Here is a 12,820-nt window from a genome sequence, read left to right as displayed (position 1 = left end):
TTATTTTTAAAGTAAAATTTATTAAATTTTAAATTTACCTATATTTTTGCAAAGGCAAGAAAAGTAAGCGCGTGAAATTTTTTATTGTTAAAATTGGTCGCTTTTAGTGTAAAATCTCAATTTAAATTCTTTATATTTTATGATACAAATTTTTAAGTTTTTTACTTTTCATTTTTTGCTAAATCAAGTAAAAATTCAGCAAATTCATCTCTATCGTTCGGACATTTACAAACTTTGTAAAATGTAAAATTTCGCTCGCGCGCTATTTTTGCGTATTGCACTGCAAGTTCAAAAACGGTTTCGCTGTTGTCAATGCAAAATGCGAGTGGAAAAATAAGAGCTTTTTTATTTTTTAAATTTTTTAAAACGTCGCCCGTATTCGGACCGAGCCATTTTACCGGACCCAGTCGAGACTGATAAGCTAAAATTATCTCTTTAAAATTTACACCTTTTTGTTTTAACATTTCGCTTAAAATTTCTACGTGTTCGCGAATTTGTTTTTCATAAGGATCGCCTTTTTCTATGATTTTTATAGGAAGAGAATGAGCGGAAAATATTAATGAAATTTCAGATATTTCTTCGGCGCTGAAATTCGAAATTTCATCTTTTATTAAATTTAATAAAATTTCATTATATTTTTCATTTTTGTAAAAAACTTCGCAAATTTTAAAATCCTTTGACATTGCTTTTTTACAGGATTGTATGCTTGATTTTACCGTAGTTTGCGAATAATGCGGATAAAGTGGAATTAGGATTATATCATCAAAATTCTCATATTTTTTTAAAACTTCATTCGCAAAAGGTTTTGTGTAATTCATCGCAAAATCGACGCAAACATAATTTGGCGCCAGAGCTTTCATTTTATTTACAAGCGAGATTGTAAGTGCATTTATCGGCGATGTGCCGCCTATTTGCAGATAATTTTCTTCGGCTTTTTTTTTTCTGAAAAATGTGATTATAAAAGCTAAAATTTTACGACAAAATGATGATTTTATGCTTAAAATAAATGGATCGTTAAACATATTTTTTAAGAAAATTTCAACTTCTTCTAATTTTCCTGGACCTCCCATATTTAAAAGCAAAACAGCTTTTTTCAGCATAAAATTTCTCTTATTTTTATTGAATTTTCTATATCCGCCAATCCGGAAAGTTCACAGCTGTCGCAAAAATTAAAAAATGCTTCGTGAGTTTTTCTAATGCTGAAATTATCGTTATCAACTCTTAAATTTATTAGGCCGTTTTCAGTGTGTTTGTGAAGCGTAAAAGTTATCAAATCGGCGATATAAAAGCCGCTATCGGCGCTAACTTCAATCTTATGTCTTCTGATCGGATAAAGTTTCGAGCACATAAAATTTATTAAAATTTCGTTTTTTAATTTTATTGCCGCGTTTAAAATTCCGGGAGTATTGTTTTCACCGAATAAAGTTTTGTTTAAATTAAAATTTGTAATTTCACTATTACAGATAAACTTACATAAATCGATATCTTTGATAAGATAATCCAAAATTTCGCCTTCATTTGAAGCGTTTATAAAGTTTAAACTGTAAATTTCCTTTTCTTTTTTAAGCTCACGTATTAATGAAATAATAGCCGGATTAAAGCGGTTATTGTAAGCAACCGCAAGATTTATTTTATTTGTTTTTATGGCGTAGTTTATCTCTCTTGTCTGACTTAAAGTATTTGCTAATGGTGCTTGCACTAAAATATTTTTTGTGTAATTTATACATTTTAAGATGTTTTCTTTATGATTTTTTGGATTAGTGGCGATTATCATGGCGTCTATCGAAACTTCGTTAAAAAGATCCTGTAAGCTTGCAAAATTTTCAAACCTGCCGTAATCTTTTTGATTTTCATCTACGATGCCTACCAATTCGAAATAATCGCTTCTACGAAGTTCACTGAGATGAAGAGCTCCTTTTAACGTATCAGCACCGATTAGCGCAACTTTTTTTTTCATAACTATCCTAAAATTTTAAATATCACGAAATTATATCAAAGCAAATCTAAATTTTGGAAATTTTAAACGAAATTTGGCTAAAATGAGCCGAAATTTTTAGATTTTATAAGGAAAAAAATGGATATTAGAAAAGAATTTTTAGACTTTTTTGCTTCAAAAGGACACGAAATAATAGCTTCCGCACCACTTGTGCCGGATGATGCTTCACTTCTTTTTACAAATGCCGGAATGGTACCTTTTAAAAATATTTTCACCGGCGCCGTGCCAAGACCGACTCCGCCGATTCGAACAAGTTGTCAAACGTGTATAAGAGCGGGTGGTAAGCACAATGATTTGGATAATGTCGGCTATACGGCGCGACACCATACATTTTTTGAAATGCTTGGAAATTTCAGTTTCGGAGAATATTTTAAAGAAAATGCAATAGCTTATGCTTGGGAATTTATAACTGAAATTTTAAAACTTGACAAAGATAAACTTTACGTAACCGTTCATGAAAAAGATGATGAGGCTTTTGAAATTTGGGCGAAACACATCGCAAAAGAGAGAATTTACCGTTTTGGCGATCATGATAATTTTTGGGCGATGGGCGATACAGGACCTTGTGGGCCTTGCAGTGAAATTTTTTATGACCAGGGTGAAGAGTATTTTCACGGAAAAGAAGATTATATGGGCGGAGACGGCGATCGTTTCCTTGAAATTTGGAATTTGGTTTTTATGCAATTTGAACGCGATAAAGCCGGAAATCTTTCACCTTTGCCAAAACCTTCAATTGACACAGGAATGGGATTAGAACGTGTTACAGCGATAAAAGAGGGTGTTTTCAGCAATTATGACAGTTCTATTTTTATGCCTCTTATTCACGCCGTTGAAAAACTTTGCGGAAAACCTTATAAATATGAAAGTGGAGCAAGCTATAGGGTTATCGCAGATCATATAAGATCGATTACATTTTTGATTGCTCAAGGTGTTAATTTCGACAAAGAGGGCAGGGGTTACGTTCTTAGAAGAATTTTAAGAAGAGCTTTAAGACATGGATATCTACTTGGTTTAAAAGAGCCTTTTATGTATAAGTTGGTGGATAACGTATGCGAGCTTATGGGGCATCACTATTCTTATTTGCTTGAAAAAAAAGAAACCATAAAAGAGATTATAAAACTGGAAGAAGAGAGATTTTTATCTACCATATCAGCGGGACTTGAACTTTTTAAGGCCCAACTTGCAAATACGAAAGATGTTTTTTCAGGTGAAATCGCATTTAAGCTTTATGATACTTACGGCTTTCCGCTTGATTTGACCGCCGATATGCTTAGAGAAATCGGCAAAAAAGTAGATGAAAAGAAATTCGACGAACTTATGAACGAGCAAAAAGCAAGAGCAAAAGCAAGTTGGAAGGGAAGTGGCGATAAAATCAAAGAAAAAGGCGATTTTAAAGCGCTTTTGGAAAAATTCGGTGAAAATAAATTCATCGGTTATGAAACGATGAAATCACAAAGTAAAATTTTAGCTATTTTAAATAATGATTTTAGAAATGTGGATGAATTAAAAGCTGGAAATATCGGTTGGATAATGCTTGATGAAACTCCATTTTACGCTCAATCAGGCGGTCAAATTTATGATACAGGTTTGATAAACGGTTCAAATAAAGTAACCGATACCCAAAAGTTTTTCGGACTGAATTTAAGTGAAGTTGAAACAAGCACAAACTTAAAAGTAGGCGATATCGTAAAATGTGAAGTTGATGAGGCTAGAATAGAAACCGCACGCCATCACAGCGCTACGCATTTACTTCATTTGGCTTTGCGCGAAATTTTAGGCTCAGGAGTCGGACAAGCAGGAAGTAGCGTGGATAGCGAGCGACTTAGATTTGATTTTACATATCCGAAATCTTTAACTAGCGAGCAACTTTTAAAAATAGAAAATAACGTAAATAGCCAAATTTCAAAAGGCGGGGCTTCAAAAACAGAAATAATGGATATAAATGAAGCTATAAAAAGCGGCGCAATTGCGATGTTTAGTGAAAAATACGGTGATAAAGTGCGTGTCTTAACTCTTGGTGAAAGTAAAGAATTTTGCGGCGGAACGCATGTTAGAAATTTATGGGAAATCGGTAGCTTTTATATTGTAAAAGAAAGTGGAGTAAGTGCCGGAGTTCGTAGAATTGAAGCTGTCTGTTCAAAAGCCGCCATAAATTATGCAAAAAACTTTCGCAGCGAATTTTCGGAAGTTCAAAATGCATTAAAATCAAATGAAGCGCTTAGTGCAATCAAAAAATTAAAAGATGAAATAAAATCTTTGAAAAATGAAATATCAAAAGCAAGTGCTGCAAAAGTTATTGATTTGGATGAAAAAAACGGCATTAAATTCGTAGTTAGCGAGTTTGACGGAGATATAAAAACAAAAATCGATGAGTTAAAAAATGAAAACGATAAAATTGTCGCCGTATTTTTTAAAGTGGAGGATGGTAGAGTTCAAATCGCGGCAGGAGTTAAAAATGCTCCATTAAAAGCAGGCGAAATCGTAAAACAAATCGCTAAAATTTTAGGCGGCGGCGGCGGCGGACGAGATGATTTTGCCACAGCCGGTGGAAAAGATATGACAAAAATTGATGAAGCCGTAAATTTTGCTCGCGATCTTATAAAGGCAAAAATTTGAATGAAATAAATTCTTCATTCGCAAGAGCGGAACAAGTTTTACCGCTCTTGCATATTTTTTTAGCTATTTTGCTTATCAGCGCTCAGTTTTGCGCTATTTTTTGCATTAGATTTTATGAAAAATTCAGTATTTCCATTGATAAAATTTTAAATTTTATAGCTTTTTATGAAAAAATATTTTTTGTTTTATTCGGTTGTTTAGCTTTAAGCGGTATATTTATGAGCCGAAATTCTTTTATAGATCCTATGATAAATACGATTTTTGTTACAAAATGGGTTTGCGCCATTTTTATTTTTATAAATTTTATTTATATGCATTATGAAATTTTGCTTTTAAAAAAAGCATTGCAAAATGGTGACAATAACCAAAATAGCGATTTTTTAGCTATTATCACAAAATACTTTACGCCGCTTAATATCGTTGTTTGCTTTATTTGTGTTTATCTTGGTTTTGTAATTAAGGATATAGCGTGATTTATTTGGCTTCCAGTTCTACTACAAGAGCTAAAATTTTAAAAGAAAACGGCATTGAATTTACACAAATTCCTGTAAATTTCGATGAAAGTAAAATCGCTAAAACTTGCTATATGAGTTATTCTTATAAAGTTGCACAGGCTAAAAAAGAGCAGTTTTTTAAAATATACGGTTCTAAATACGACAATGTTCTTTTTGCAGACAGCAGCGTAATCTGCTCAGGTAAAATTTTAGGTAAAGCAAAAAACGATGAAGAAGCGCGTGAAATGCTTAATTTGCAAAGTGGAAATAAAGCCGGCGTGATTTCGGCACTTATTTTTGTAAGCAGAGAAAAGATAATTGAAAATATCAGCATATCTATGTTTCATTTTGCAAAATTTCCTTTTGAAGAGATAGAAAAATATATTGCAGGCGGCGAATATAAAGGTAAAGCCGGAGCTATGATGATAGAAGGATTTAATAAAAAATTTATTATTGACCAAAGCGGCGAAACTTATACGGCTATGGGTTTAAATGTGAAAATTTTAAAGAGGTATTTATGGTAAGAGTTTTATTCAGTTTTTTGACTATCTGCTTTTTTGCGTTTTGCGGTATTTTTTTGTATTTTTATTCAAGTATAAAACTTGAAAGTGATAATATAATAAATTATAATCCGCCGCTAACGACCAAAATTTATGATAGAAACGGCGATTTAATTGCAAATGTTTTTGATAAGGAAAACAGAATTTATGTAAAATACGATGAAATCCCAGGACGCGTTATAGAAGCTCTTGTAGCGATAGAAGATACAAGTTTTTTTGAACACGAAGGAATAAATGTAGAAGCTATATTTAGAGCTATTTTAAAAGACGTAAAAGCGATGAAATTTGTAGAAGGGGCTTCTACGATTACACAACAACTAATTAAAACTTTGGTGCTGACCAGTGAAAAAAAGATTGAGAGAAAGATAAAAGAGGCTATTTTGGCTCTTAAGATAGAAAATACGCTCAGTAAAGAAGAAATTTTGGAGCGCTATTTTAATGAAGTTTATTTCGGACATCAGTATTACGGTATAAGAACAGCGTCTCTTGGATATTTTAAGAAAGATCTTGCCGATTTGACTTTAAAGGAAATTGCGATGCTTGTCGGTATGCCAAAAGCCCCAAGCAGTTATGATCCTACAAAACATATGGATTTATCACTTTCACGCGCAAATAGTGTAATATCAAGAATGTATGAACTTGGCTGGATAAATAAAACTGAATATCAAATAGCTATGCAGGAAAAACCTGTTGTATATGATGAAACTCTTACACAAAACAGAGAGCCGTATGTTACGGATGAAGTTATGAAAGAAGCACTTGCTTTATATCCTGATATAAAAACTGGCGGATACAGCATTTATACAAGTGTTGATCTTGCAGCTCAAGAACTTGCTAATGAAGCTTTAAATTTCGGTTACAATGAAATTCTGAAACGTAATAAAGATGCAAATGCAAGCATAGTAAATGGCGCTATTGTCGTTACAAATCCTACAAATGGAGATATTTTAGCTTTGGTTGGCGGAGTTGATTACGCTAAAAGCAATTTTAACCGTGCAACTCAAAGTAAGCGTCAAACAGGATCAAGTTTTAAACCTTTTATATATCAAATCGCTCTTGATATGGGATATTCTACAATGAGCGAAGTGGCCGATGTGCCAAGAAGTTTTGATGATGGAAGCAACAAAGCCTGGACACCTAAAAATTTTGACAATTCATTTCAAGGTTATATTACGCTTAAACAAGCCTTACAGAAATCGCGCAATCTTGCAAGTATAAATTTGCTCGATAGTATAGGCGTTCATAGAGCTGTAAAAAAATTGAATGATTTCGGTTTTAATGATATTCCTGAAATTTTATCGATTGCGGTCGGAAGTTATGGAATTTCACCACTTGAATATTCAAGCTCTTATTCGGTTTGGCCTGGAATGGGACTTACAAGCAAATCAAAATTTATAAAAGCGATAAGCGATAAAAACGGTAAAATGACATATTTTGAGCCTGAAAAAAGGCGAGTTTTAAAGCCGGAACAAGCTTATTTGATGATAACTTTAATGCAAAATATTGTAAATGCCGGAACCGGCGCAAGAGCAAGAGTTGCCGGAATTGAAGTTGCCGGCAAAACAGGGACTTCAAACGATAGTATAGATGCGTGGTTTTGCGGATATACGCCTGAGATTTTGATTATAGTCTGGTATGGAAATGATAATTATAAACCGATGAGACATGTAGAGGGCGGAAGCAGAACAGCTGCACCTGTTTTTGCAAGATTTTTAACTAATTATTTAAAAATTCATCCTGAAACAAAACGCAAATTTGATATGCCATCCGGCGTATTTACTGAAAAATATTATAATTCTGTGGAATACTATACAAAAAAATCTCCTTTACCTGAAGAAAGTGTAGATATAAACGCAACAAGTGTATTGTTTTAAAAATTTGCGGTTTTAAAATTCAAGCTGATGAAATTTATTTTCTTTGCTTGAATTTTATTTTTAAGCTAAAAACGGCTTAAATTTTATAAGAATTAAAATTTTCATTTGTGTTAAAATTATGAATATAAAAATTTTGCGTTTTTAAATGGTTAAAAATTTTATGATTTTATAAATATTTGTGCTTATAAAAAAATCAATTCATTTAAATTTTAAGTCCGATAAAATTTTTAAAATTCGAAATAAATTTAAGTAAAAAATCTGACTGTATTTTTACAAAGCGCTTTTTTGTTTTTAAATGTTCTTCCAATAAAGAATATATAAACAATCAGTTTTTAAAAAAGCTATTTCAGTTTGTAAATTTTAAAATCAATCTTTCAAATTATTTGCAGTATTTAAAATCAAAATTGCCGTTGCAAATTTTAGAAGCTTTTTTTTCGAAACGGCAAAATTTAGTTATGCTATATTGCTATACATATTTATATTTGGAAAATTTTGGCTTAGACGGCGTATTTCAGCTTGCGCGTCATAGACCTTGCCTTCCGTGATTTCAAAATATCTAGGCTTCGGTTTGTCTTGATATTCAACTGTTTTTAAAATTGTCTTAAAAGTATTTATTCTACCTACTTTTTTGTCGTTTGTATCGATAATCGTCCAAGGATTTGCTTTTGTGTCGGTTTGCAAAAACATATTGTATTGAGCGATTGTGTATTTATCCCAAAGTTCTTGCGATTTTTTATCTACATCTGAAATTTTGTATGATTTTAACGGATCTTCTTCGCGCTCTTTAAAACGTTTCGCTTGCGTATTTTTATTTATAGAAAGGAAAAATTTAAAAATTTTTATACCGCTTTGGCTTAAAAGTTGTTCAAATATAGGCACAGCTTTTAAAAAATCACTGTGTTGTTCAGGAGTGCAAAAACCCATCACAGGCTCGACCATAGCGCGGTTATACCAGCTTCTGTCAAATATTACGATTTCACCGCCGCTTGGTAAATGAGCGACATATCTTTGAAAATACCATTGCGTAAGTTCCACGTCGCTTGGTTTTGAAAGTGCTACAACGCGACATCCGCGAGGATTTAAATGTTCTGTCAGGCGTTTGATTGTGCCACCTTTTCCAGCTGCGTCGCGACCTTCCATGATAATCAAAACTTTCAACTGATGTTCTTTTACATAATATTGAAATTTTAAAAGTTCAGTTTGTAAAAATACAAGCTCTTTTTCATAATCTTTTTTTTCCATAACTTTTCCTTTACAAAATGTCTTTATTATTATATTTTATTCTTTCTTAAAATTTCGAAAAAATTTATAAATTTCAGTTAAAATCATTGGATTTTAAAATTTTGGAGAGTATTTTGTTTAAAATTTTACTTAGTTTATTATCTTTTTTTACTTTTTGTTTTGCCGCACCAATTCAGCCATTTAAAGCTTTTGTTGTTGATTCGACTATTCAAAATGAAAAAATTTACTTCGATTTTAAGATAGCTGAAGATATTTATGTTTATAAAAACAGTTTTAAAATTCACTTTGTTAAAAATAGTTTGTTATTGAATGAAAATGCAAAATTTCCTGATAGTAAAATTTATAAAAACAATGAAATTTTTGCAGGCGAATTTTTTATTACACTGCCTGAAAATATTGCAAAAAGTGATAAATTTTCTATTGCACTTGATTTTATCGGTTGTTCTGCAAGCGGTTTTTGTTATCCGCCGCAAACCAGAAGTTTCAGTTATGAAAAAAAAGATGGAAATTATAAAATAGTGTCTTTAAATCAAAAAGATTTAAAAAACGCCTCTTTTAACGAACAAACGGCTATAGCTGACGATATAAAAAATAAAAATTTCATTCTTACACTTTTGAGTTTTTTCGGTTATGGAATTTTGCTTTCGTTTACGCCTTGTATTTTTCCTATGGTGCCGATACTTTCGTCTGTAATAGTTGCCAAAACTTCAAAAAATGCTGGCAAGGGCGCATTTTTAGTCAGTCTTATTTATGTTTTAGGAATTTCTCTTGCTTATGCAGTTACCGGATTTTTAGCAAGTTTTTTTGGAGCAAGTTTGCAAAGTATTTTGCAAATGCCGGCCGTCATTTTAGGACTTTGCGCCGTTTTTGTATTTTTAGCTTTTTCAATGTTCGGATTTTATGAGATTCGTCTTCCTTCGCGTTTGCAAACATTTTTTACTCAAAAAGGCGATAAATCAAGCGGATATTTCGGCATTTTTGTGATGGGAATTTTCTCCGCTTTAATAGTTGGTCCTTGCGTTGCGGCACCATTAGCCGGTGCTTTACTTTATATTACACAAAGCGGAGATATATTTTTAGGAACGTCTGCTTTATTTTTTCTTGGTTTCGGTTCAGGAATACCGCTGCTTTTGCTTGGAATAAGTGCGAAATTTTTACCTCATCCGGGAGCTTGGATGAATCTTATAACACGAATTTTCGGTTTTTTGCTTCTTATAATGGCAATTTGGCTTGGAACGCGTGTTTGGGGCGAAAATTTTTCACTTTTACTTTATGGAATTTTAGGTGTAAGTTTTGCCGTATTTTTTGGAATTTTTGATTTCAGAGTTCATAAAATCAGGCGTGTTATTTCGCTTTTAGCGTTAATTTATTCCGTTTTTCTGCTTGTAGGATTTTTTAGTGGTGCAGTTTCGGCTTTAAAACCTTTTGAAAATTTCACGACTGCAAAAATTTCAGGTAGGAACGAATTGCAATTTACTGAAATTTCAACATTAGATGATCTTGAAAATTTTGTACAAAATACAAAAAAGCCTGTTATGGTTGATTTTTGGGCAAGTTGGTGTGAGAATTGCAAGCTCTTGGAAAAAGATACTTTTAAAGATCGTAAAGTGTATGAAATTTTACAAAATTTTGATCTTGTGAAAATAGATGTAAGCAGAAATGGCGATGAAGATCTAAAACTTATGCAAAAATTTAATGTTTTCGGTCCGCCGGCTTTGATTTTTTATAAAAACGGTAAAGAACTTAAAGATTTGCAGATAACGGGCTTCATAGATGTTAAAAATTTTATGGAAATTTTAGATGAAATTTAAAATTTTCTAAATTTTGATTATGCAAATTTAAAATTTCATATAAAACTGTAATTTAAACGCAAAATTTTAAAAATTCTGTACTTAAAAAAAGTAAAATTTCGACAAGTTTATTCGATTTAAAACAGTACTTTAAATAAATTAAATTTTGAAATTTAGCGCTATTGCAGATAAAATAATTTTTTGCTGATTGTATTAAAGAAATACAACATTTATTTTTTATAAAGTTTTATTAAAATATAAAATCAAATTAATTTTTATTTACAACTTGAGAGAAATTTTCAAATATAAAAATGTTGTTTTGATTTTCATAACGATATCCTAAAGCCAAATCGTGAGCTTTTAAAATATTATCAACAATATAAAGTCCAAGCCCGAAACTTTGTTTTGCATTTGTGCCTTTTGAAAACGGCTCCGTGAAAAACGACAAATCTTTTTCAAGCTGTTCGCCAGTCGTGATAAATTCGCATTTTTTGTTATTAACTATTATTTTAACTTTTTTATTTGAAGAATATTTATGCCCATTGTCAATCATATTTTTAACGGCGATGGAAAACAGTTTAAAATCTACATTTACATTAATGTTCTCATCGTTTGATATTTCTACTGCATTTTTTTCAAGCATCGCTATATCTAGCGCTTCCTGCACGATATCGTCCATTGTGCAAGTTGTTATATTATTTAATGTAAGACCTGATGTCGCACGCTCAACCGCAGCGAATTCGTTTATCAAATTTTCAAGCCTTTCAAAAACTGAAATAAGACGATTTCTATTTTTGCCCTCTTCAATCATCTCAACGGTTATTCTGCCTTTTGTTATTGGAGTTTTTAATTCGTGCATGATATTTCGCAAAAAAAGTTGTCTTGATTCGTTAAGTTTTCTAATTTGCATAACGGCATCGTAAAATGCCGTTGCAACATCGCTTATTTCGTCATTTCCTTTGGCTACGTTTTTTATATCGAGACTGCCGTTCGCAAATTTATCAATCTCTCTTTTTAATTTTCGAAGCGGTTTGATTTTGCGAATTATGATTATATAAGTTATCAAAATTATTAAGATTATGAATGCATAAATAGCTTTAAAAATAGCGTATCTATACGGTTCGTAATCTTTGTCAAAAAGCAGCAGAACATTGTCATTGTGAGTAATTTTTATATAATTGTGATTTTTATAAAATATAATTGCCGATGAACCGATTTCGGCTTCTATTTTGTCTAAAACAGTTCCGTTTTGAATTATTTTATTTTTTTCATCTTTGTTTTTAATTTCGCGCATTTTGAAATTTTCAGTTTGTCTTTGAAATTCGTCTTCTCCGATCAGTGAGTTCATTTTATAAAGATTCGCGCGAGAAATTATTGAATATTTTGTATTCAGTTCTCTTGTATAATTTTGTTTGTCATAATCCATAAGCCAAAAAAAAGCAGTTGAAATGCTTATTAAAGCCAGCGCGAAAACAGCAGTTATCGCATATAAAACGGATGTCTTCATTGAATAAGTTTATATCCGACACCGCGGATTGCATGTATATAAACAGGCTCTTTCGGATTTTCACCAAGTTTTGTGCGTATGCGCCCGATTATTACATCTATGCTCTTATTTGTCGAATCTTCATTTATTGCGTTGCAGTTATAAATTAACTCTTCTCTTGAAATCGCCCCGCCTTCTTTTTTTATCAGATATGCAAGTATGTCGTATTCTGCGGCTGTTAAATTTAAAGTATTTCCTTTGAAAGTTATTATATGTTCAAAATCATTTACCGCTAAATCTTTTTCTTCGTTTTGCTTTGAAGAAACTTCAAAATTTACATTTTGACGGCGAATATGACTTTTTATTCTAACCAGCAGTTCCTGCGGATTGTAAGGTTTCGGCAAATAATCATCGGCGCCAAACTCAAATGCATTTACTTTGTCGGTTAAATCGTGTCTTGCACTTGAAATTATGATAGGAATATTGTTTTTTTTGCGTATTTCTTTACATACTTCAAGTCCATCCATTCCCGGTAATGTAAGATCAAGTATGAGAAGATCGAAATGTTCTAAATTTAATTTGGAAATGCCTATATACGGATCTTCTGCAACGCTTATTTTCATATCGAATTTGCTTAGATATTCACTTAAAATTTCAGCCAGTTCAGTATCGTCTTCAATCATTAAAATTTTTATCATATTTATCCTTTTTGAAATTCTGTGATTATAGCAAATTTAGTGTTAAGAGTGAAATTTAAGCAAT

Annotated in this window: 10 protein-coding genes; 5 read left to right on the top strand and 5 right to left on the bottom strand. The window is 31.8% G+C overall.

Going from position 1 to position 12,820, the window contains the following annotated elements; translation table 11 throughout:
• Positions 1 to 161: 161 nt before the first annotated feature.
• Together hemH and CHAB381_RS04625 are read right to left on the bottom strand one after the other, a co-directional pair.
• Positions 162 to 1,097, bottom strand: a complete 936-nt coding sequence (hemH, locus tag CHAB381_RS04630; RefSeq protein WP_041570625.1) for a ferrochelatase — start codon at positions 1,095 to 1,097, stop codon at positions 162 to 164.
• Positions 1,094 to 1,957 carry a Gfo/Idh/MocA family protein gene (locus CHAB381_RS04625; protein ID WP_012108843.1) on the bottom strand — a complete coding sequence of 288 codons (864 nt, stop codon included), beginning with the start codon at positions 1,955 to 1,957 and terminating at the stop codon, positions 1,094 to 1,096. Before CHAB381_RS04625 ends, hemH begins: the two co-directional genes overlap by 4 nt.
• Before the next feature lie 117 nt (positions 1,958 to 2,074).
• Here CHAB381_RS04625 and alaS point away from each other — a divergent pair, with 117 nt between their 5' ends.
• From alaS to CHAB381_RS04605, 4 genes are read left to right on the top strand one after another with little or no spacing between them, the layout of a single operon-like run.
• Positions 2,075 to 4,612: an alanine--tRNA ligase gene (alaS, locus tag CHAB381_RS04620; RefSeq protein WP_012108842.1), complete on the top strand. Its 2,538-nt coding sequence runs from the start codon at positions 2,075 to 2,077 to the stop codon at positions 4,610 to 4,612.
• On the top strand, positions 4,609 to 5,085 hold the full coding sequence (locus CHAB381_RS04615) for a hypothetical protein (protein ID WP_012108841.1): 477 nt from the start codon (positions 4,609 to 4,611) through the stop codon (positions 5,083 to 5,085). Before alaS ends, CHAB381_RS04615 begins: the two co-directional genes overlap by 4 nt.
• Positions 5,082 to 5,630 carry a septum formation inhibitor Maf gene (gene maf, locus CHAB381_RS04610; protein ID WP_012108840.1) on the top strand — a complete coding sequence of 183 codons (549 nt, stop codon included), beginning with the start codon at positions 5,082 to 5,084 and terminating at the stop codon, positions 5,628 to 5,630. The genes CHAB381_RS04615 and maf overlap by 4 nt, the downstream gene beginning before the upstream one ends.
• On the top strand, positions 5,624 to 7,540 hold the full coding sequence (locus tag CHAB381_RS04605) for a transglycosylase domain-containing protein (RefSeq protein ID WP_012108839.1): 1,917 nt from the start codon (positions 5,624 to 5,626) through the stop codon (positions 7,538 to 7,540). Before maf ends, CHAB381_RS04605 begins: the two co-directional genes overlap by 7 nt.
• Before the next feature lie 453 nt (positions 7,541 to 7,993).
• Here CHAB381_RS04605 and ppk2 read toward each other — a convergent pair whose 3' ends face one another.
• On the bottom strand, positions 7,994 to 8,782 hold the full coding sequence (gene ppk2, locus CHAB381_RS04600) for a polyphosphate kinase 2 (RefSeq protein WP_012108837.1): 789 nt from the start codon (positions 8,780 to 8,782) through the stop codon (positions 7,994 to 7,996).
• 113 nt (positions 8,783 to 8,895) lie between these two features.
• On the opposite strand from ppk2, the gene dsbD reads away from it, so the two are divergent.
• Positions 8,896 to 10,593, top strand: a complete 1,698-nt coding sequence (dsbD, locus tag CHAB381_RS04595) for a protein-disulfide reductase DsbD (RefSeq protein ID WP_049752835.1) — start codon at positions 8,896 to 8,898, stop codon at positions 10,591 to 10,593.
• Positions 10,594 to 10,840: 247 nt separating this feature from the next.
• Here the strand turns inward: dsbD and CHAB381_RS04590 are convergent, their stop codons facing one another.
• Together CHAB381_RS04590 and CHAB381_RS04585 are read right to left on the bottom strand one after the other, a co-directional pair.
• Positions 10,841 to 12,079, bottom strand: a complete 1,239-nt coding sequence (locus CHAB381_RS04590; protein WP_012108835.1) for an ArsS family sensor histidine kinase — start codon at positions 12,077 to 12,079, stop codon at positions 10,841 to 10,843.
• Positions 12,076 to 12,756 carry a response regulator transcription factor gene (locus tag CHAB381_RS04585; protein ID WP_012108832.1) on the bottom strand — a complete coding sequence of 227 codons (681 nt, stop codon included), beginning with the start codon at positions 12,754 to 12,756 and terminating at the stop codon, positions 12,076 to 12,078. Before CHAB381_RS04585 ends, CHAB381_RS04590 begins: the two co-directional genes overlap by 4 nt.
• Positions 12,757 to 12,820: the final 64 nt, after the last annotated feature.

It is taken from the genome of Campylobacter hominis ATCC BAA-381 (genome assembly GCF_000017585.1).
GTDB lineage: Bacteria > Campylobacterota > Campylobacteria > Campylobacterales > Campylobacteraceae > Campylobacter_B > Campylobacter_B hominis.
The sequence above is the reverse complement of the archived record's forward strand: the minus strand, read 5'-3'. Positions and strand labels throughout refer to the sequence as shown.

What these genes read in the sequence shown, in the direction of transcription:
- CHAB381_RS04625 (WP_012108843.1), bottom strand. Translation starts at nt 1,957, where the DNA reads ATGAAAAAAAAAGTTGCGCTAATCGGTGCTGATACGTTAAAAGGAGCT.
- alaS (WP_012108842.1), top strand. Translation starts at nt 2,075, where the DNA reads ATGGATATTAGAAAAGAATTTTTAGACTTTTTTGCTTCAAAAGGACAC.
- CHAB381_RS04605 (WP_012108839.1), top strand. Translation starts at nt 5,624, where the DNA reads ATGGTAAGAGTTTTATTCAGTTTTTTGACTATCTGCTTTTTTGCGTTT.
- ppk2 (WP_012108837.1), bottom strand. Translation starts at nt 8,782, where the DNA reads ATGGAAAAAAAAGATTATGAAAAAGAGCTTGTATTTTTACAAACTGAA.
- CHAB381_RS04590 (WP_012108835.1), bottom strand. Translation starts at nt 12,079, where the DNA reads ATGAAGACATCCGTTTTATATGCGATAACTGCTGTTTTCGCGCTGGCT.
- CHAB381_RS04585 (WP_012108832.1), bottom strand. Translation starts at nt 12,756, where the DNA reads ATGATAAAAATTTTAATGATTGAAGACGATACTGAACTGGCTGAAATT.